Raw genomic sequence first — 21786 nt, forward strand, 5'->3', positions numbered from 1 at the left:
GAATATCATTGTGATTACCACCGTATAGCATGTCGTCGCCAAGCCCGCCACTAAGTTCATCGTCACCGCCATAGCCGTATAAGGTATCATTGCCAGCGAGACCCTTAATAAAGTTTTTATGTATACTCCCTTTAAGCGTGTCATTATCCTGCACTGAACCAATAACAAATACGCCTTTTTGAGTCAACATATCATTTAACGTATGAGTGCTTCCTTCAATGACAATATTTTCGATTTGATAGGATGAATGATAAAAGTGGCGTTTGAGTGTTATGTGGTCGCTCGTGCCGAGGATATTAATGATTAAATCATCATTTTTTCGACTAAAGTTGATAGCACTAATAGTAATATTACTACCTATAATTAGGGTATTAATAAGAGTGGTATCAGTGTCAATATTCTCAATACAATCCTGACCATCCCCAAGGTTAAAAATGAATGTATCAGCGCCATAACCGCCGATGAGTTGGTCATTGCCGCGCCCGCCATAAAGGGTGTCATTACCTAAATCACCATGTAATATGTCATCACCAGCTCTCCCAAGTAAAACATCATTTCCATCTCCTCCATGAGCAATATTGTCACCACTAGAACCTAAAATAATATCATTACCAGCGAGGGCTTTGACAATATCAGCGTTTAAACCAGCAACCATGTCACTTTCATGAGTCATATTTTCTCGATAAGAGGTTATACTCAATAGTTCGTTCCGCGTGTGCTCTTCAATTTCTTCAAGAATATTGAGCAACATCAATTTAGTACTTTCTGAAGCCTGAATGATTGTGATGTTTAAATATAGGTCAATGAAGTCAGCAATACCGCTGACTTCATTTAACGTGATATGGGTTTGGATTGCAGATTGAAACTTATCAAAATTGTATTTAAAACCACCGTCGCTGAATACTATATCAATGGTGTCTAGTAAAGGTTTTAAACGAGTTTGGGAAGCAAGACTAAAGTAAACGGTATTTTCAATTTTTTGATATGCAATCCTTTTTGTTCTGCCAACAGCCTTTTGCTGCTGCTCAGACATAGAGATCATGTCCTCATACTGTTTATATTGATCGCCCTCACTACTCGTTGTAAAAGATGGATTGTGATATAGGCTATCTAAATTTGCACCAAATGCTTGCATAATTGACCGATTAGCAAAGCGCTGATTTATGGCATGAGTCGTGTGAGGTAAGGCATGATAGATTTGTGTGTTCTTAAAGCCTTCAATAATTTGTATCCAACCCCTATTATTTTGTCCTTTTCTATAGCCTAGTTTTGTAAATTCAGTGATTAACTTTCTCATTCTTTGAGCTGTAGTAGGGATTGGTGATGTTTCACTCCATTCAAAAAGGATTTCTTCCATTAGGCTTTTTTGTGCTGATCGTGTGTTTCTTGTGGTAAAGGTTTCAATAGAGGTTGCTAATCTTTCATTTAGAGTGGCAGCTTCACGCAGATTGCGCTGTCTATATACCCCTTTAACGTCGGGCAATAATGCTGCACGTTCGCTAATTTCAATTGGTTCAATATATGCGCTAACGTAATTATTATGTTCAAACAATAAAGAAGAAACATTCCCTTGTTCTCCAGTTTGCCAATTAAAATGGCCGTCATATTCGATTATATTTCCATTTTGAATTCGGTAATTTCGAGTGGCTCCTAACGAAATTGACGCTATTTTCCAATACTCTAGAGTGTTTAATTCAGATGTTTGGCTTATCCCATCTAAGTTACTGTCTTGCCATATCTTTAAATTAGCGTAAACACTATCTTGAGAGTTTATTTGATTATCCGCATTTTTATCATGCTGTGCTAATGCGTGAAAACCATGTATTGCCGTTTCGCTTGTTGTAGGGTCGATAATGGTATTGTCACCAAATAACTCTCCCCCATTATCAATTAAACCATTGTTATTGATATCAAGTACGAGAAGGCCATCATCAGGAGCGACCCAACCAGTGGCAGTTTTTACAGCATTCCTCGAGTGATCGAACAATACTCCAGTATCGATATTAACAGTGTTGATCCCATCACCATTTAGATCGAACACGAGTGGGTCAACAGGGGCAGCTGCATTTCTGATAGCATCGAAGTAAGTTTTTAGTTCAGACCACAAGTTATTATTAACTTTTTTAATAAACTCGCTTAGTGCGTCAATTAATTTATTTAAGCTATCATAGAATTCAGCAATGTTATTATTAAACCAATCGGCTAAGGTATTAAATTGCCCACTAATATCATATAGAATTTTATCAATTAATGTATATATGATTTCATTTCCTCCATTGTCTAGAAAGTCTATAAAATCATTGCCTAATTTGCCACCAGCAATTCCACCAATTATTCCACCCATTAATGCTGCGGCGGTTAAAGGAACACCTACATAAAATACGACTGCGCTAATCCCCATACCGAAAAGGTAGCCTAGGCAAGCACCTACTACTGCTTTTTTAAAGGTATTGCGTTCTGCTTCTGGAGTTGACCGGTCACCAATTAGCAAACTAACAAATACCGCGCCTACAGGACCACCGAATGGGGCAACTAGTTTTTTAGCAACATTCAATTTATCGGCAGAGGTGGCAGCCTGCCATTGACGACCAATAGAATAAATGTCTGATGGGTCTCCCCCTAACGATCTAAGCCGCAATGTTTCTGCTCGCATATAAGTGGCAATTGTTGCAGCCGTGGCTGGGGGAAGCACCTCACCAGAAGTGGGGGAGTTCTTATTCCAGTCGTTTGTTCCTGTCCAGGTATATTTCATGTACAAGAGTAATTCGTAGTATGAAAAATCATTTGGGCTGTAGGATGGGTTTCTCATTTTAAATTAATTCCTTCTGATATAAAAATGATGAAATCTATAAAGTTACTTACATATAAAAAATATAAATTTTACTGTGGGAATATCCGTTTTTGTGGTTTTTTATATAAATACGTTGCTTTATTTAAATGGCGGTGTAGTGATGTTTTGTGCTTAACTAAATATTTATAAATGTAAACTAGGCTATCCTTCTTGTACTTAAATTTTTTTTTCGTGTTTTTTTACATTTAACTGAAGGTTTAAATTTACCTTGGTGTTTTTTTGCCATCCGTGCAATTTTTTTCATTCGTTAAATTTACATATCTATTAGAAAATAAAACCAACAAAATTATAATTTTAAAAAATTTATCTGAACTTTGTTTTCTTGTCAATGTTTAGTAATGATATTTTATCAATGGTAATTAATTTATGTGGTGCACTTCGGACTTGTATCTACACTTAAAAGCCTAAGGTTTAATATAAACGTTATCATGGGTCTATTTTCGATAAATTGACTAATGGCTGCCAATTCTCAGCCCATGTATGGTTCGTTGTTTCGTCCATATCCTTTAAAGACGATTGGATGAACTCGATAAAAACACGGACTTTTTCAGGCAAATAATCACGTTTTGTATAAATCGCAAAGACGCCATTATCGGGGGTAGGAGGCCTAAAGTAAGGGTAAAGTGATATCAGGTCACCTGAATCTAAGCCTTTTTTGGCTAGAAAGTGAGGAAGTTGTGCAAACCCAAAACCATCCGCACACATGTGTGCCATTGCTTCACCGTCATCGGTAATATGGCTGCGCTTTAATTCGTACGGTACGTATTCACCTTCTTCATTTGGTAAGAAAATAGGCTGTAATTGCTGTGTTTCTTTGATGCGAAAACCAATCCAATTATGTTGATGAAAATCATTGGCGCAACGGGGGATGCCGTGTTTTTTAATATATTGCGTCGACGCACAAATCAGGAAGTCCATTGGACTGAGTCGCCGAGCAACTAAGCGGCTGTCTTTGATGTAACCCGTACGTAATGCAATATCTATATCAGCATCAATAATATCCACATGAAAATCACTGACTTGAAAGTCTAATGTAATGTCGGGGTAGCGCTGGCAAAAAGCCATGAGTAGCGGGCGAAGATATAAGTGACCATAGCACACCGCGGCGCTAATGCTTAAGATACCACTGGGGGAGTCATTACGCTGTTTTAGCTCTTCTTCGCAGACGTTTAAATCTTGGAGCATTTTACGGACCGTGTTTGCGTAGCGTTTTCCCGCTGAGGTTGTGCGCAATTTCCGCGTCGAGCGTTGAAAAAGCGTTAATTCTAATTGAGCTTCTAAGCGTGTTATCGCTTTACTGACCGTTGATGGGTCGGTATTACACGTTTTGGCGGCCTCAGCGAAACTTCCTCCATCACATGTGGCTAAGAAAATCTCTAATGCACGCAGTTTATCCATCATATCGTCCCACAAAGCCATTTTAATGACCTTAATATAGCATGGGAAATTCGTGAATTATATTCATGATAGATAGGTTTTTTTACCTATTTTTTATTTATTATCAGTTGCATAGAATTTATATACACACAAAATATTCAGTCTAACTGAAGGAGGTTGGATGAAGGACGCTAAGTTAGCGAGCGTATCTATCACGGGTGCCATGAGCTATGTACTGTTTGCATTTATCGCCATGGCGGGGTTGTCGTATATTAATTATTTGCCCGGAGTTGTAAATGCGCTGGCAGGCGGGATTGGGTTTACGGATGTAGAGGCGGGTGAAATTGTTGCACTCAATGGTTACGGTGGTTTGGTTGGCAGTCTTGTGGCAATTTTCCTGGTGAGACGAATTCGTTGGCGGCCGGTGATGTTTGTACTGTTAGCGACATTGGTTGCTGTGGACTTCGGCAGTGGGTGGGTGGAAGACTACACCATGATGTTAGTATGGCGTTTCTTCGCAGGTGTGTTAGGCGGGCTATGTGTGGGTATTGCATTTGCAACCCTTGCTAAATTAAATAACCCTGATGCGGCGTTTGGCACTGTGCTATTTATACAATTTAGCGTCGGATCCTTGATCATTTATTTGCTTCCTGTATTGGTGCAAAAAATTAATGCCTACGCCGTCTTTTATGTTATGGCAAGTTTGGTGTTAATGAGTTTAATAATGCTCATGTATGCACCATCTCTTCCAGAGAAAGCGCTACCACAACGGCAATCATCGATGTTGGTTGGGGTCTCAGGCCGAGCGATACTGTTATTGTTAGCAATTACTTGTTATCAAATTGCGGCCAGTGCTATTTGGACGTATGTTGGTTTGATTGGTCACAGTGCAGATATTGTCGAAACTAAGGCCAATTTATATATTGCAATTACGGGGTTATTGGGGTTGTTAGGAGCTATGTTACCGGTGGTTAGTGGTCATCATTTTGAGCGTAAATATATGATTATTTTCGGTATAACCTTATCTATTATAGCTGCTATTTTACTTAACTTTTCTTATTACACGCCGCTTTATATTGGTGCTATGGCTTTATTGTTTTTTTCATGGCCCGCAGTTCAATCATACTTATTGGCCATCACCGCAGAAATGGATCGAACGGGCAGGCTATCAACGATGGCTGTGGTTGTTACTTCTGTGGGTTTAGCGACTGGACCGCTATTTGCGTCAAGTTTACTCGTGGATGGAGAGTTCACTGTGATGCTGTATGGCTGTGCAATCGTGTTCTTTGTGAGTTTTTTGTTTGTTATTTCAACGAACGCTGAAGCCAAGAGACTGCAAAGTTAAAAGTTGTTTTTCTATTAATATTTAACCTCAGCTCTGGATAAGCGAATTTGCCCAATAAAGCTATTTTTCTCACTCTCGGCGTTGCTTTCATTTGTAATAGCCCGCTATTACTGCATAAAAGCGCCTTGGTATTGAACGAAATATCATCATTGGATTGGACGTAAGTTTGCTTACAAAACATTTTCTATTCCAAAACCCTTATCCAAACCTGAGGTTATTTAAGGAGCACGTTGTGATTAAAACCATGTTTAATAAAATACTATTGTCGATGAAAAGCCGTTACAACTATGATGTGCGTTATATGCAAGACATTCTAAATGCAGACCTCATGGCTTTTTTAAAGCTCATGGGGTGTCAAATAATGTCTTCTCATGCAGGAAACTTACCCACAGGACCTCTGTTTGCGGCAAGATTACGCGCAATTATCTGGGATGACTGCGGGCCATGCACTCAGCTAGTGGTTAATATGGCGTTAGAGGCAAATATAGAACCGCGCATTGTACGGGCAATTGTAGACCGAGATTTGGCGCAATTACCTGCTGATATTGCGTTGGTGGTAGAATTTACAGAGCGGGTACTTGCTCATGACCCGCATGCCAATGAATTACGAAAAAAGGTGATGTCCTTATGGGGACAAAAAGGACTGATAGCGATAGGGTATAGCATTAGTTCATCACGTGTGTACCCTGCTTTAAAGTATACTTTGGGGTACGGGGATACATGCCATAAAGTGAATGTGCATGACTTATCTCTGGTGCCAAGACGGTACTCTGATGCTCACCAAAACTGACTGGCTTGATTCTACATGATGTTTGAAGCAATTGGGCGATAGTGCACTGAATGATGAAATAGCGGCATAATTCGGTATTTTTGTAATTAACCCAAGACTATTGCCGCGAAAAAGCAGATAATTAGCCTAATTTAGATTAGTTTGTTCGCGGCTTTTGTGTGGGAAGTGTAAAGCATGCCCATATACGATAATGCGCAGCACCAAAACGTGGAATACCTCAATGGAAATTAAAGTTAATTTTCTCGATAACTTAAGACTTGAAGCTAAGTTTGATGATTTTACTGTCATCGCAGATCAACCGATTCGATATAAAGGTGATGGCTCTGCGCCGAGCCCATTTGATTACTTTTTAGCGTCTTCAGCACTGTGTGCGGCTTACTTTGTAAAAGTATATTGTGTGGCCCGTGATATTTCGACAGATGGCATTCGGTTATCGCAAAACAACATCGTTGATCCAGAAGATCGTTACAATCAAATTTTTCAAATTCAAGTTGAATTACCTGAGAGTATTTCAGACAAGCACCGTGAAGGCATCTTACGTTCAATTGAGCGTTGTACAGTTAAAAAGGTGGTACAGACAGGGCCAGAATTCAAGATAGAAACGGTTGAAAATCTTGATGAAGATGCACAAGCTATGTTGATGACGCAAGCTGATAATGGTTCGAGTACGTTTATTGCGGGTAAAGATTTACCCCTAGAGCAAACTATTGCTGATATGACCGATATTTTGGCTGAGTTAGGGATGAAAATTGAGATTTCATCTTGGCGGAATATAGTACCACATGTGTGGTCTTTACACATTCGTGATGCTGCGTCACCGATGTGTTTTACCAATGGTAAAGGGTCAACAAAAGAAAGTGCATTATGCTCCGCGTTAGGTGAATTTATCGAGCGTTTAAACTGTAACTTTTTCTATAACGACCAGTATTTGGGCCAAGACATTGCTCACAGTGAATTTGTACATTATCCCAATGAAAAGTGGTTTAAGCCAGATGAAAGCGATGCATTGCCCACTGAAATACTCGATGAATATTGCTTAGAGATCTATAACCCTGAAGGGGAATTACGTGGTTCCCATTTAATCGATACCAATTCAGGCAATGTAGAACGTGGAATTTGCTCAATTCCATATGTGCGTCAATCAGATGGTGAAACGGTTTACTTTCCCTCTAATTTAATTGAGAACTTATTCTTAAGTAATGGCATGAGTGCCGGCAATAATTTCGAGGAAGCCAAAGTTCAGTGCTTGTCTGAAATCTTTGAGCGGGCGGTTAAAAGGCAGATCATTGAGCAAGAGATTGTTTTACCTGACGTTCCTCGCAGTGTGATTGAAAAGTTTCCAGGTATTTTAGAAGGCATTGAAGGGTTAGAAGCGCAAGGGTTTCCAGTCGTCGTTAAAGATGCTTCACTTGGTGGCCAGTTTCCAGTGATGTGTGTGACTTTGATGAACCCGAAGACAGGCGGCGTTTTTGCTTCATTTGGAGCACATCCAAGTTTTGAAATTGCGCTAGAACGTAGTTTAACCGAGCTCTTACAAGGACGCAGCTTTGAAGGGTTGAACGACGTACCAAAGCCAACTTTTAACAGTATGGCGGTGGCTGAGCCGGAAAACTTTGTGGACCATTTCATTGACTCAACAGGTGTGATCTCATGGCGCTTCTTTAGTACCAAATACGATTATGCGTTCTGTGAGTGGGATTTCTCAGGCTCTAACGAGCAAGAGTGTAAGCAGCTATTTGGGATCTTGAAAACATTAGGTAAAGAAGCATATGTTGCTGAGTTTTCAGATTTAGGCACGGCCTGTCGAATTTTAGTACCTGACTATTCTGAGGTTTACCCAGTTGAAGACCTTATTTGGGATAATACCAATAAAGCGTTGCAATATCGTGAAGACATACTGAATTTGCATGCATTGGATGATGATGCGTTAGTAGATTTGGTTGAGCGCTTAGAAGAAAGTCAACTTGATAATTATATTGATATTCGCACCTTAATTGGAGTTGAGTTCGATGAGAATACAGTGTGGGGCCAAGTCACCATATTAGAGCTTAAAATATTAATTTACCTTGCATTAGGTGAATTGGAAGAAGCGATTGAGTTGGTAGATTCATTCTTACAATACAACGATAACACGGTTGCGCGAGGCTTGTTCTATCAAGCGGTTCATGCAGTACTTGAAGTCAGTATTGATGAGGCGCTTGAATTAGCTCACTTTGAGGGTAACTTTGCCAGAATGTTTGGACAAGAAGTCATTGAAAATGCCATTGGCTCAGTGTTTGGTAACGTGAAGTTTTATGGCCTAACACCAACAAACATGGCATTAGAAGGGCTTGATAAGCATTTACGCTTAATTGATAGTTATAAAAAGCTGCACCAAGCACGCGCCGAAAAAGCTGCGCAATAAAGTCGCAGTCTTATACCGCATGAAAGCCGATACCGTTAATGTATCGGCTTTTTTATGGGCAGTGCTTGTTTATAAATCCTGACATTCGTATCGGGTTCACTTTTGCATTGGCTTTAAGCACTTGAACTACCAGTCTGTAAGTTAATCAGGCAGTTCCAATCGGGCTAAGCGTTGCTCAACAAAGCGCAAGAAGGTATCTAGTTTTTTAGAACTTTCTCGTTTTACGCGATACAGTGCGCCTAAGGTTTTTTGTTCTCGTGTTAACTCAGGCAATAGTTCAACAAAACCTCCGGATGCAATGTCTTTTTGACAAAAGTAGGATGGCAACATACCAATCCCAATACCGGCTAGAACCGCCTCTCGGATATGAAATCGATTGTTAGCGATTAAGTTACCAGTAAAAGTATATTGAGGGCCATTGTCTTGTATCCATGCATTTTCGAGTACTGAATGACGGGTGAGTAATACATTGTGCTGAGCTAGGCAATCAAGGCTGTTTGGCGTGCCACAACGTGTTAAATACTCAGGAGAAGCAACAAATAACAGCTTCACTTTGAGTAGACTCATACAATAAAATGGACTGTCGGGGAGTGTGTGCCATGTACGAAATGCAATATCTATGTTTTCTTCAATCAAGTCTAAATGGGAGGCGGTAAATATGAGCTCTAGCTCAAAATCTGGGTAAGATTTTAGAAAATCATTACAGATTTGGCTAAATAACATGCGGCCTAAAGTATTCGGAAAAGTAACGCGTAGTTTGCCTTTTGGGGCACTGCTTAACTCTTCTAACTCCTCTTCGAGAGAGCGAAAGCCCTCAAGTAAAGCTTGTGCGCGTTTATACACGAGCTTACCTTCGTCGGTAGTTGATAGTGCTCGTGTGGTGCGCAGCAATAAGGTTTTACCTAAATGGCTTTCAAGTTGTGATACCGCTTTACTAACCGAAGAGTTAGGTAAATCAAGGTGCCGAGCTGCTTTTGAAAATGAACCTTTTTCAATTACTTGGCAAAATACATTGAGCAAGTGATGCTTGTCCCATTCTCGTCGCATAGGTACCCTTTATTATTTCCATAAAAGAAAAAGAGACTTTCTTTTTTACATCTATATTTTCTTTATAGCATAAATATAATGTGTACGTAATTCAATAGGAATACCAAGGAGCTAATATGATAGAGCAGCAATGTTATTGTGCGGAAGTAAAATATCAAGTGTTGTCCGATTACGTGCCAGTGTACAGTGAGCATGATAACTTGTGCTTTATACATGCTGTCGGATTAGTGAATGATCCCAAAAAATGCGTAAAGAAGTATGTGCAAAGGGCTGAGGGAGCATTTGAACATGCGTTTTGCGGCCAATGTGGTTGTCCAATTTATCAAATTAATGAAAAAGGTGAAGTAAAGTACTGTATTTGGCAAACAAGTACAGTACATAAAGGTCTTTATAGTGGTGCAATGCAGTTTGGTTTGTAAGACAAATTTTGCCTGTGAGCACGTAGTTTAGGTGTTCTCAGACAAGGGGACTGCATCAAAATGGACTTCTTCTAGGCCATTCCGATTTGCTAAAAACGCGCGAATGTTTTGGTGGTCAATTGCATCAGGGTGAGCTAATACATCTTTTCTATAATAGTCGCCAAAGCAATGTAATGTTTGTTGTTTAGTTAGGTTATGTAATTGGGCAAAGGAAAATATTTTACATGATCCCGAGTTTGTACCGGCTTCGTTGTGCACACCACTGTTTTTAAATGAGGTGGCTGTAAAATGATACAAGCTGTCTATTACGCTCATAGTTTGTGTGAAAGAGACTGAATCAGGATTGTCTTTTAAAGATTGCAATAATGCGTCTAGTTTCATGCTATTACCCTAAAATTATGATGATATAAGCATACAATAGAAGGGTATAAATGTTGAGTGAAATATCTCAATAATGGCCACAGCAGCTTGATACTGTGGCCAGTGTTTTAGTCTTGAATCACTGATACATCACCAGTGGTTGAGTCATATACCAATCGCATCGATGCATCGTCGTTTAAGCTGTAAGTACACAAACCATTTTGTGCACTGACTACTTTGTAGTCGCCATCTGTCGTAGAGTAATACCATTTAGTTGAACCATCGGCTTTTTTGCCCCCAGCACCACTTTGATTCAGCGTGTATTGGTGGTCCAGAAAGTTATTCCACATCCTTGCACAGCGGTTTGCATTAGGGTGCTTGGTTATTTTGTTGTGATTTCCGCCTTGGTCTTTAGACTCTACCGGAAAACCAGCTGCATTAAAGTTAAACGAGCCGTCTCTAAACCCTTCAACATTGGCTATTGCACCATTGAATGCATTATCAAGGTAATATTGGTGTGCAGCATTTACACCATTACGGTATAAATTATCAATGCTTATCAAACGATTTCCGCAACCATTCACATAGGTCAAGTCAGCCATATGCCTTGGGCCATCCATCAGATAAGCGGCCTGTGCCGTATTTACATCAAGCGTATAGATCTTTGCATTTTCATTGGTATTGCGTGCCGAAACATAGAGGGTACCGTCGCTGCCAATCGCTAAGCCAGACGCCCAGTTGAGACCATGTTCCCCAATTTTGTCTAATGTCATGTCGTTTTCATTGAGCATGTACAGTGATTTTGCGTTCAATACATATATAACGTTGCCATCATTGGAGTAAGCAATATCGCCATGTTTAAAATCTGCATAGCTGGCATCGCTAGTTTGCATTTTCCCCATGACTGTTTTTACACCCGTTATAGCATCAAATTGATACATGTAAGTTTGGCTCGTAGCCAGTAAGTAGCTGCCATCGGGTGACATTGCAGAGCGCTTAATCGTATACGAGGTCGTATCTGCCAATGTGCGCTGTTGCCCAGTTGATAAGTCAAATGCATAAAGCTTTGATGCTCTGGTATTACTGTCCACTTTCTCCATCATATATAGGGTATTACCAAAACTTGCGATATTGCTTGCGGCAGTAGTAGTACCTGATAGTAAAGTGAATGATAAATTGGCCGTGTCCAAATGATACAAACTTCCTTGTTCACTTTGCCCTGTGCGGTCGATCGCAATTAACCCAGATAAACAGGCATTGTCGTCCGCAGCCATGCTTACTGTGCTCAGTGCGACGGCACCCATCAAGGCACACTGTAGTGACGTTTTGGTTAAGGTTTGTGTCATATTTGACTCCTAATAAGTCTGCTATTTAAGCAGTGTTTACTTTGTATTTACTTACTAAAAGCAAATTTCACGCCATTGCACCCTAAAAGTACAACTAAAGTACTGAATTTGTGATATTTAGAAATTAACGTTAGCGAATACAGTAGGTTACTGAGTACACATAATATAAATTTAAGCGTATATTCTTTGTACTCTGGGTAAAGCAGTATATTTACTTTGTTTTAGATTCTGAACATGCTAAAAATTCATTGCAAAGTGCGATCATGTCTATACTTATCTTTGCAAAATGCGAATGATGTGATAGCTGAGTGTTTGTAATAGGACCTATTTTGACATGTGTCAAATAACGATTACCCGAGCATACCGAGCATAGTTATGAGAGCTGAGAGTTATAAAACTTGTATAGTATCAACTGCCGGTGGTGACTTTGCTGTATAAGTATTGCGCTTAATTAATGAGTTTAAAACGCGTCGTTGCTTTTCAACTTGATGGATTAAGTTAAAAAGCGATCACGTCGTGTTACTTACCAAGCAGGCTATAAAAACCTAATCTCAGCGCTGCTTCGAGTGTGTTCTCATTAATTCAGCGACAGAATCTTGGCCCTCAGTCATTAAGCTTTTGATTACTTGTTGTCTAATGTGACTGGGTTTATTTTGGCTTAGCTTAAATACGCCTGTGCACTGTAAGGGTTTGATGCGTAAAAAGCGAATGTGTTTGAACATAGCATTTACCAATTGGTCATCCAGATCTGCTACTTGCCATGGCGTATCAAAGCCACGTTCAAAGTGATCAGTTAGCGTATTCATCGCAGCAAGTTGCGCTTGCGGTTCAGTGATTAATTCCAAAATGCCTTCAACTTCGACTGTGGCGTACAGCCAGCTTGGCAAGGTTTCATTATTACAGTGATTTGGGGATAAATACGCGTTTGGTCCATTAAACAATAGTTTAACGCTTTTACTTATTTGCAAAGTGAGAGGATTGTTTGCTGTAACATGGCAAATAAAGTGCGAACAAGTTTCATCAAATAGCATTGGAATTTGACACGTATTATTAAGTGCCGTGTTGGGGTCAGCACTGAGTATGGTTGCCAGTGGATACTGGGCCATAAGGTGATATAAGTCGGTTTCATTCACTTCGGTAAATGGCTTTGGGGGATAATTCATAGGCGGCTCTCCAAGAAACGTTTAACCTCAGGCCAGGTATCATCGGTGATACTATGAATCGCTGAGTTACGAAATGTTCCGTCGGGGGATAAACGGTTTTTATAGGCAATGCCTTCTAATTTTGCACCTAAGCGCAAGATAGCTGAGCGCGACTTGTCATTTTTTTCATTGGTACATATGGTCACACGTACTAAGTTAAGCTGCTCAAATGCATAAGTTAATATCAGATGTTTCGCATGCGTATTAACGTAACTTCTTTGCCATGGAACACCAATAAATGTGTGCCCTACCTCAGCACTTAAATTATGACTATCTAGTCTAAACAAGCGAGTGGTACCTACCACGGTGTGTGTGTCGATGTCGATGATGGCAAACGTTAATTGTGCTTGTGGGTTGAACTTAGCGTTGTCGTCTAACCAAGTTTGTAGTGTGCTTGGTGACCGGCAGTAATTGGTGGGTACCCAGCGCCAAATACTGGCATCTTGTCCTGCTATTAACAGCTGCTTAAGGTGCTTCTGAGCGATCGGTTCAAGTGTTATTTTGTGGCTTGATAGTGTCGTTGGAGTAAGCATAATATCTTCCTGAATCTGTTTTATACTGAGTAATTTACGATATTCTGGTTGTATATATACAACCAGAATGAAGAAATGATATAGACCAGATTAAAAGCCTCACACCTCGATACTGGTTTCATTGCTCCAGTCATCTGGTATGGTAGATAACAACAAATTGAATCAATGTATTAGACCAATGAACCCAATTAGTATTGAATTTAGTTCGATAGGGCCGGCACGTTATTTACAACTGGCAAAAGCGCTTAGAAAAGCCATCAAATCTGGTGATTTAGTACCGGGTACAAAACTCAGCTCGGCACGCAAAATGGCTGACATATACGCTTTGAATCGCCATACAGTAATGAACGCATTGCAAATACTGGTAGCCGAAGGCTGGTTGGAGTCTCGTCAGCGTGCAGGGTATTTTGTGACAAATAGCCTACCCATAGATTCAAGTGTTACACGCAGTGAGAATAAACACACTCAATCCGAAGGAGGGCGTGAATACAGCACTTACCAGTTTAGTTTTGCGAACGACATTAAATTTCAAAAGACGATGTCATTGGCCGATTATCAATATAATTTTGCTGGTGGCTTGCCTGATCTGGCCGCGTTTCCATTTGCAGAATTTAAACGGGCGACAAGCAGTGCTTGTCAGCGACTCAATACCAATTTACTCCATTATGGTGAAGCAGCTGGGGTGCCTGAGTTAAAGTCACAAATTTTGGCTTATTTGCACCGAGCCCGTAATTTGAATGCAAAGGAGCTATTGATCTGTAATGGCTCGCAAGAAGCTCTGTTCATAATTGCGAAAGCATTTGTTAAACAGGGAGACTTTATTGCTGTCGAAACATTAGGTTATCCGCCGGCTCGCAAAGTATTTTCAGCATGTGGTGCATCTTTAATTGATATTCATCAGGATGAAGAAGGTTTATGTGTGGATGATTTAGCCATGCAGCTTAAGCAATATCCGATAAAACTATTGTACTTAACGCCGCTTCATCAATATCCAACAACAGTCACACTGTCGATGACTCGGCGTATGCAAATTTATCAATTGTGCTACGAACATGGTGTTGCAATTATAGAAGATGACTACGATCACGAATTTCATTATCGATGTCATCCGGTTGCGCCTTTGGCATCCGATGACCCCGCAGGCATTGTAATTTACGTATCGACCTTTTCAAAATTGATGTTTGCAGGCGCAAGGCTTGGCTACGTGACATGTAGTTCAGGGATCATGGCGCAATTACAAGCCATTAAACAGTTGATTAATCATAAAAATGATGTATTGACGCAATTATCGGTTGCTCAGTGGATGAAAGAAGGTGGGTTTGAGCGTCATTCAAAACGCATGACCAAATTGTATAAGCAGAAATACGCTCACCTCGATAGTTTGCTTAAGTCATATCAATTAAAAGGATATCCAATTACCTATGATAAACCTGATGGTGGTATGGCAATGTGGGTGAACATGGGGGTCAATGTCAGCAAGTTAAAAGAAAGCGTCAAGTCACACGGTGTTTATGTGCAAACTCAAACTGAATTCTACTTTAATGAGAGTAGTCGGTCGCTAAACTTGGCTGAGAATAAACATACTCACCTTCGCCTTGGTTTTGCAGGCCAATCATGTGAAAACGCCAGTCATGGATTAAAAATAATTATTGAGCAATTGTATCATTTATGAGCATGTTAAAGCGCACTTTTCAGATCAAGTAAGTCTTGTGACAATGCTGTTTTTAATTGCCGGTTCATAAAAGGGGAAAATACCCAGTTGAGTATTTTCGACAGTGTTGTATGTGCTTCTGCCCTAAAATGCATTGTTAGTTCACACCCTTTGGACTTTTCTATAATTTCTAACGTTGTAATATAAATACAGCCATGGCTTTGGGCGCATGTGGTGTAATATTTGTTGGTTTGTGCGCTGGTGATCCACATGGTTTCTGTGGCGTCTTTACCAAACATGGTGCGTGTTTCTTGCCACTTTAGGCCAATCAACCCTGAACTAGGTCGGGATAATACACGCAAGGTTTTAATGGCGCGTATGCGTTGTTGTGCGCCGTCGATGTCGGTAATGATAGACCATACATGCTCGGCTTTGGCGGGGAAAAACGCACTGACACTGACTTTCATAACAGGGTTACTCGGCAGGTTACTTAATGTCAGTGTAGTTGATTAGTAAGCTAATTGGATGATAATTTTTGCATTTTCCACTGTGATTGATTAGGTGTCAAAATAAAGACTTTACTAAATTGATTTTCGTTAATTGTCACAATGTGACCACTTAATAGCTTTATGAGCGCCGGCGTTGTATTACTGTGACCAGCAATCGCTACCGTGCCTGTGAGTTTTCGTATATTGTCAGCGAAAGTACTCAGATCATGCGGCTCATAGTGGGTAACGGGTAGAGCAACTTTTTTAGCCAGCGGTAAAATCGTTTGCTGCGTGCGGTTATAATTGGTACTAAACAAATGTTTAGGCGCATAGGACTGCACCATCGTCGCTAATCGCTTAGCGCGTTCTTGACCTTTGGCTGTGAGGTGTGGGTCTTTCCCTTGCATTTTTTCTGCATGTCGAAATAAAATAATGTGGTCAGGCTGTGAAAAAGCGTGCCAAGTTGTTAATGTACACAGCAATCCGATGAGTATAATTTTCATGATATGAAACGTAAGCTTGTTGATTTTTAGAGACTTTACCAAAGAGAAAAGCGTGAAGCAAATAGGCAGGTTTCCCTGCCAAAGTGCGTAACTTTATCTTTAACATCAGAAATTTAATAATGAATAAATAGCTTGCGTTTGATGCTGTGTGTTGAGTGTGTGAAGTAGTGCCTCACTTGGTTCGAACAAATCAGAGTCATTTAGAGTAACCTGCAATAGATCTTCAGCAATCGTGTTATTGCTAAGCAAGGGATGTTCAGGGTTATAAACAATGAATAGTGCACAGCAACTCGCTGCAAATAGTTGTGTATATTGTTTGGTTATCGCAAAGCGAGCGATACTTGTTGGTTCGTTTTGTTCACTATGTTGAAGCGTTTGTACGCAATCGCACCAGCTTAAAATTTGCTGTTTCAGGACTGCGAATTGCTGCGCTAAAGACGCGGTTACTGTATGTTCATGGAGTTGCTCGGTGATGGCGAGAAATGACGATAGAACCGGATCATTACCCATGTTATTTATTGATAAATCATGGCTATCAAGGTTTGCTACTGGTTTGGTGGTATCTAGGCTGAACCACAGCTCTAAGTCTTGATGAAGCTCCACTTGAGCCAGCAATTTGGCTGCAATGGCATTAGTTTGTGACGATATCAACCCGAGATTCAACTGACTACTGCCATCAAACAAAGAGACAACGGCATTGTCCCTTTGCATTTTTTGAAATATACCCGCTTGGTACTCTTCACGTAAATAATACCGAGCGCCTAAAATGACTTTTAGTTCGTCAATCGCTAACTCAGTGGTTTTAGGCACCCAATATTTACAACATGCAGAATAGACGCTTAAACTTTTACTAGCATAACTAATGGCTTTACTACTGGCTAAAGACACCATTTCAGCAACAATTAGCTTCGCAAAACTGCGGCCAAGACCTTGCTTCACCGTTGGCATATCAAGTACGGTTTTTTGGTATAAAGCGCGGGACTTTGCAAAGTCATACGTTAAGCGTAAGCAGGTATCAAAAGCCCCCAATGAAAAGCCCGCACATAATATGCGTGAAATTTGCAATGCTTTAAGCACGCCATACATACCGGGTTCATTGGTTTCAATCAGTGCTGACTTGGGCACTTTTGTGTTATTGAAACGAACTCCACTGATATCTGCGCATCGGATCCCATGAGTGTTAATTTTCTCGATTGCTTCATAATCAGTAAGCTGAGTTTTATCTAGTAGAAATACTGCAAGCGATTCACGTTGATTGCTATCGTATTTGCGAACCAGAATAGTCATAGTGTGGCCCTCAGTTGCATTGTTGATAAGCCACTTTTCGCCATTTAGCAGGTAACCATCGGTGCAGGGCGTCGCACTGACTTCACTGGCCAATAAGTTACTGCCATGGCGTTTTTCGGTGAGCGCCAAGCAGCCTAAATGGCCTTCGAGTATATGTTTAGCTAATTGCTTTTTTTGCGTCTGATTAGCACATAACCAAATAGGCAGTGCACCTAACATGGTTTGCCCAGTTGCAATGGCTGCGGTCAAATCTCGACGAGAGAGTGCTCTGCACATAAGCAGTAGCTCTGAAAACTCACCTAATTGCCCCCCCAACTCTTGTGGAACAAAGTAGCGAAAATACCCGATGTGGGTTAAATAACTGATATATTCTTCTGGAAATTGCTGTGTTTCATCCAGCGCGACAGACCGTGCAAAGTGAATGGTATTGCTCGCATCGGTTGGGTCGCCGAGGGTGTTTTCAAGTAACTGAACATGATGTAAAAAATCAGGAGTAAGATGCGTCATAATTAGGTTCTAATAATAAAATATCGTGTTGATGAAGTTGCCACGCCTGATATTGCCAATGCGTGATTTGTGTGTAGAGATTGTTGTTAATGATGATGCTATTTGGTTGCCATTTTACAACGGAAACAGCTTGACAAAATGTAAGGAAAGGGCCATGCCCAATAGCTTTATAAAGCGCTTCTTTAATACACCATAACTGGGTTGCAGTGCGTTTTTCCAGTGTACTCAAACATACTTGTTCACCGGGAGTTAGCCAAGGAGCGGGTGTGTTATTAAACCTTGACTGGTGTTCGGTATCAATGCCGAATGTGCCAGTACACAGTGCCGCAATGGCCAACTCAGCGGTGTGACTGAGGCCTACTGGTAGACCAGAAACTGCACAAAAAGGGGCGCCTTTATTATTCTTAATTAATGATAATTGATGGGTCTTTAGATGAGAGTGAACGTGGTTTTTTAATAACCATTTGGCACTAAGACGCGCACCGAGCCAGCGCAGAGCCGGTTGTTTGAATGTAAAGTCATGATATGTGGCAAGCTCATCATCAGATAAATGTGACATGAGCTGTAGCTTCATAGCAGGGACCATTAACCGCAGCTTTAACTGCGGTAAATGGAGTGCATAGACCTCATGTGTGGGAGATGATTTAAGTTGCGTAAGCATATTAGATGATCACCATTGATAACCCGGCATGAGCTCATCTGCGTGGATGGTTTCCACCACATCTGCCATTTGTGTGAATCTTTCGACTAGAGACTGAAACAAAGGAGTATGGGTTTCTAACTCGAATTCAGCCAATGACGTGACGGATACAACTTCTACATAGTCATAATCTAGGTTATGTACTTTACTCACCACAAAACGTTTTACGGTTTGTAAATCATGACATGCGACGTAATCCGTGTCTGTGACCCACTGTTCAAACTGCGCTCTATGTGCGGTTGATTTCAATTTTATTTTATCGATAATAATCGGCATTTAATCTTCCTTATCTACAATTACCAGCCCTCTATGGGCATCAATAGTGACTACGTCTGCGGTGTTGATCAGGGTGCTGGCGTGGTGGGTATTTACCACACACGGAATCCCAAATTCACGGGCGACAATTGAACTATGAGATAGCATTGAGCCAATATCCGTAACAACCGCACTGGCAAGTGCAAACAGTGGGGTCCACGAGGCATCGGTGAAGGGCGCAACCAGGATATCGCCTTTTTGAAAGTCGCTGGCTTGGGTTGCTAAATCGGTGATCACGCAGGCACGTGCTCTGCAAAAACCTTCTGAGGTCGTTAACCCCTGTAACGACGTTAAGCTCGGATCAAAAATAAGATCAGGTTGACTGTTAGGTTGACCAATGAAAGTCAGCGGTGGCTCTGGTTGTGTTTGCCATTGCTGGTATTGCGTGCGATGCTTATTAAGTTGCGCTTGATCGACGAGGTGTTCGGCTGTGCAGCGCTTGTCTAAGTATTTAATGATGTTTTCAAAATCGAGATACGCGACGTCGTCAAGATGGGTTAACAGTCCTTTTTGCAATAAACGTCTGGCGACTTCATACACTACGCGACGAATTAACCAAATTGAGGTGGTCATACTCATACGTGTTTCTTCGCGTAATTTGGCACATCCACAATATAGTGAAATAACTCGGTTAATTGTAAAACGTTGTGTCCAGCTCAGTTCATTCAGTAGATCACGACTGATTTTTTGCTGTTTTTGTGTTTGTTCAGCCAAGGCACCATCAACTTCATAGCCTTGTTTTAGATAGAGCTTTATCATTTGTAGCACGTAGGTTCTATCGTCTAACCAACGTGGGTTTGTGAGTTCCATTTCTTCACGGCCACGTACACCATTATCGCGCATAAAATTGGCCAAAGGGCCTTGCGAAAATCTCAGTCCGAGTGAGGTCGTGGTGAGGAAGTCTTCAATTTCAGAAATCGTTTTGTTCGTAAATACATCTTTAACCTGAGGCCATGCATTTAGTACTTTACACAATTGCCAAAGCTCTTGTGCACTGGCGACGGTTCGCAAGTTTGACATGTCACCTTTAATTTTATTTTGTAGGTGCTTACTTTTATCGCCTAACCATTTAGCACTGAGCTCTTCCAATAACCCATAACAGGCAAACGCATTGATATAATAGGGTAAATAACCTTCGTGCATGGTTTTAAAATACGTTAAGCAATGTGTAAATTCATCGTTGAGTGCTTCGTGAGACAACGCGGTAATATCTTGAACTTGGACTCGATCAAACTCTTCATAACGTGATGCTATCATTGATTTAGCACGACGTTTTGCTTGAAAAAATTCTTTAATATTTTGCTTGATCCAATACTTTAAACACTGTTTAGGTGTCATATCGGGATGGCTGTGAGCGGTACCGTAGGGGTTTTCATATCCAGTTAGGTCGATGGCTTCACTACTAAAGCGTGCTAAAAATGGGGTTTGGTCTGCTCCGACAGGAGTTTGAGATAGCTGCCACGCTGTATACGATACGTTTAAATAAACGTGACCTTTGTAATAAGCGATAGTTTCATTGGCTTCACCGAGATCCAGTAAACCAAGCTTTTTACCGCAATCAATGTGTACACGGGTTTGATAGTACTGGGCAAATGACAGTCCCAATGGTGTCATACGACCGGTAAATATTTCACCAATGTCCATACGAGACCAGAGAATGTCTTTTTGTACGTGCATTGATTTATTACCTAAATAAAAAGGCTCTGGTTTCACTTTTTGACTGGTAATAGGTCGACTTTGTAGTAGCCAGACTTTGCCGTCACTGATTGTCCATTCGACATCTTGCGGACGGCCAAAATAAGACTCGATTTGACGGAGCACACTATACAGAGCTTGTTGATCAATATGGTTGAGTACTGGCTCATTTTGTAAAGTTGGTGGAACTGAAAGCTTTTTTATATCGCCATTAAGATAAACGACTTGATGTTGCTTTGGTTGGGTTGCATGCGCAAGTAACTCGCCATGCGTTTTATCAATATGATAACTATCACTGCTCACTTGGCCTGAAACTAGCCCTTCACATAAACCGTAACAGCCTTCAATAATAAATGCATTTTGTTCGAGTGTGGTTGGGTGTTGGCCAAATGCCACTCCGGATACATCACCAAATTGCATTTGCTGGACAACTACAGCAATTTTTGGCAGCTCAGTTGCTTGGCCCAAGGTTTGCCGATATTGAAATGCGGCGTCACTCAATGCCGAAGCCCAACAAGCTTTAACTGCCTGTAATATATTGTCGGTGCCTTCTACTGCAAGTTTAGTCAGGTGTTGGCCTGCAAATGAGTGGCTTTCGCTGTCTTCATCCGTTGCAGAAGAACGCACTGCAACAGGGCCAATTAATAGGGATGCGGCATTACTGATTTGCTCAGCGATGTGCTCTGGTATACTGGCTATCAAAATAGCCTCAGCCAGTGCGCGCCATTGTGTCGCGCCCTGGTTCAGATCAAAGTGTACAAGTAGCTGAGTTTGCTCAAGAAATTCTTCAAATAATGCGACACTGATGCAGTAGCCATTGGGGACTGGTAAGCCAGCATTGTGCATCGCAATTAGTGACGCACCTTTACCACCGACCTGTTCGGCACGCGCACTGCGCCGAGTATCAAAATGAATAATGCCCTCACAGAGCGGTTGTTTAATGGCAAGAGAATGAATTGTCATGTG

At 40.9% G+C, this 21786-nt stretch carries 18 protein-coding genes; 5 read left to right on the forward strand and 13 right to left on the reverse strand.

What is annotated here, in order from left to right; all coding sequences use genetic code 11:
• A partial coding sequence (locus J8L98_RS18355; RefSeq protein ID WP_282098781.1) for a calcium-binding protein occupies positions 1–2809 on the reverse strand: 2809 nt, incomplete at its 3' end.
• A gap of 468 nt (positions 2810–3277) precedes the next feature.
• Positions 3278–4270: a LysR family transcriptional regulator gene (locus tag J8L98_RS18360; protein WP_247682610.1), complete on the reverse strand. Its 993-nt coding sequence runs from the start codon at positions 4268–4270 to the stop codon at positions 3278–3280.
• 139 nt (positions 4271–4409) lie between these two features.
• Between J8L98_RS18360 and J8L98_RS18365 the strand changes: the two genes are divergently transcribed.
• The 3 genes from J8L98_RS18365 to J8L98_RS18375 all read left to right on the forward strand — a co-directional run bounded on the left by J8L98_RS18365 (position 4410) and on the right by J8L98_RS18375 (position 8767).
• Positions 4410–5573 carry an MFS transporter gene (locus J8L98_RS18365; RefSeq protein WP_210997629.1) on the forward strand — a complete coding sequence of 388 codons (1164 nt, stop codon included), beginning with the start codon at positions 4410–4412 and terminating at the stop codon, positions 5571–5573.
• 232 nt (positions 5574–5805) lie between these two features.
• Positions 5806–6363 carry a hypothetical protein gene (locus tag J8L98_RS18370; protein ID WP_210997630.1) on the forward strand — a complete coding sequence of 186 codons (558 nt, stop codon included), beginning with the start codon at positions 5806–5808 and terminating at the stop codon, positions 6361–6363.
• Positions 6364–6583: 220 nt separating this feature from the next.
• Positions 6584–8767, forward strand: a complete 2184-nt coding sequence (locus tag J8L98_RS18375) for an OsmC domain/YcaO domain-containing protein (RefSeq protein ID WP_210997631.1) — start codon at positions 6584–6586, stop codon at positions 8765–8767.
• 141 nt (positions 8768–8908) lie between these two features.
• Here J8L98_RS18375 and J8L98_RS18380 read toward each other — a convergent pair whose 3' ends face one another.
• On the reverse strand, positions 8909–9814 hold the full coding sequence (locus J8L98_RS18380; RefSeq protein ID WP_210997632.1) for a LysR family transcriptional regulator: 906 nt from the start codon (positions 9812–9814) through the stop codon (positions 8909–8911).
• 116 nt (positions 9815–9930) lie between these two features.
• On the opposite strand from J8L98_RS18380, the gene J8L98_RS18385 reads away from it, so the two are divergent.
• Positions 9931–10233 (forward strand): hypothetical protein, encoded by a 303-nt coding sequence (locus J8L98_RS18385; RefSeq protein ID WP_210997633.1) that lies wholly within the window; start codon positions 9931–9933, stop codon positions 10231–10233.
• Between the two features lie 27 nt (positions 10234–10260).
• On the opposite strand, the gene J8L98_RS18390 is transcribed toward J8L98_RS18385, so the two are convergent.
• The 4 genes from J8L98_RS18390 to J8L98_RS18405 all read right to left on the reverse strand — a co-directional run bounded on the left by J8L98_RS18390 (position 10261) and on the right by J8L98_RS18405 (position 13674).
• A complete protein-coding gene (locus J8L98_RS18390) occupies positions 10261–10614 on the reverse strand; it encodes a HopJ type III effector protein (RefSeq protein ID WP_210997634.1) in 354 nt (117 codons plus the stop codon).
• A 107-nt stretch (positions 10615–10721) separates the two neighbouring features.
• Positions 10722–11939, reverse strand: a complete 1218-nt coding sequence (locus J8L98_RS18395) for a hypothetical protein (RefSeq protein ID WP_210997635.1) — start codon at positions 11937–11939, stop codon at positions 10722–10724.
• A gap of 551 nt (positions 11940–12490) precedes the next feature.
• Positions 12491–13102, reverse strand: a complete 612-nt coding sequence (locus J8L98_RS18400; protein ID WP_210997636.1) for an FMN-binding negative transcriptional regulator — start codon at positions 13100–13102, stop codon at positions 12491–12493.
• Complete coding sequence (locus J8L98_RS18405) at positions 13099–13674, reverse strand: GNAT family protein (RefSeq protein WP_192509890.1); 576 nt, start codon at positions 13672–13674, stop codon at positions 13099–13101. The genes J8L98_RS18400 and J8L98_RS18405 overlap by 4 nt, the downstream gene beginning before the upstream one ends.
• 178 nt (positions 13675–13852) lie before the next feature.
• Here J8L98_RS18405 and J8L98_RS18410 point away from each other — a divergent pair, with 178 nt between their 5' ends.
• Positions 13853–15346 carry a PLP-dependent aminotransferase family protein gene (locus tag J8L98_RS18410; protein ID WP_210997637.1) on the forward strand — a complete coding sequence of 498 codons (1494 nt, stop codon included), beginning with the start codon at positions 13853–13855 and terminating at the stop codon, positions 15344–15346.
• Between the two features lie 5 nt (positions 15347–15351).
• Here J8L98_RS18410 and J8L98_RS18415 read toward each other — a convergent pair whose 3' ends face one another.
• From J8L98_RS18415 to J8L98_RS18440, 6 genes are all read right to left on the reverse strand, one after another.
• Complete coding sequence (locus tag J8L98_RS18415) at positions 15352–15792, reverse strand: SRPBCC family protein (protein ID WP_192509892.1); 441 nt, start codon at positions 15790–15792, stop codon at positions 15352–15354.
• Positions 15793–15842: 50 nt separating this feature from the next.
• Complete coding sequence (locus J8L98_RS18420) at positions 15843–16316, reverse strand: histidine phosphatase family protein (RefSeq protein WP_210997638.1); 474 nt, start codon at positions 16314–16316, stop codon at positions 15843–15845.
• 105 nt (positions 16317–16421) lie between these two features.
• Complete coding sequence (locus tag J8L98_RS18425) at positions 16422–18110, reverse strand: acyl-CoA dehydrogenase family protein (protein ID WP_210997639.1); 1689 nt, start codon at positions 18108–18110, stop codon at positions 16422–16424.
• On the reverse strand, positions 18091–18771 hold the full coding sequence (locus J8L98_RS18430) for a 4'-phosphopantetheinyl transferase family protein (protein WP_210997640.1): 681 nt from the start codon (positions 18769–18771) through the stop codon (positions 18091–18093). Before J8L98_RS18430 ends, J8L98_RS18425 begins: the two co-directional genes overlap by 20 nt.
• 9 nt (positions 18772–18780) lie before the next feature.
• Entirely contained in the window at positions 18781–19086 is a 306-nt protein-coding gene (locus J8L98_RS18435; protein ID WP_210997641.1) for a RedY protein, read from the reverse strand.
• Positions 19087–21783, reverse strand: coding sequence for a PEP/pyruvate-binding domain-containing protein (locus J8L98_RS18440; RefSeq protein WP_210997642.1), 2697 nt, complete (start codon positions 21781–21783; stop codon positions 19087–19089).
• Positions 21784–21786: the final 3 nt, after the last annotated feature.

This window comes from Pseudoalteromonas sp. MMG013 (assembly GCF_018100885.1).
In the GTDB taxonomy this organism is placed as follows: Bacteria; Pseudomonadota; Gammaproteobacteria; order Enterobacterales; family Alteromonadaceae; genus Pseudoalteromonas; species Pseudoalteromonas aurantia.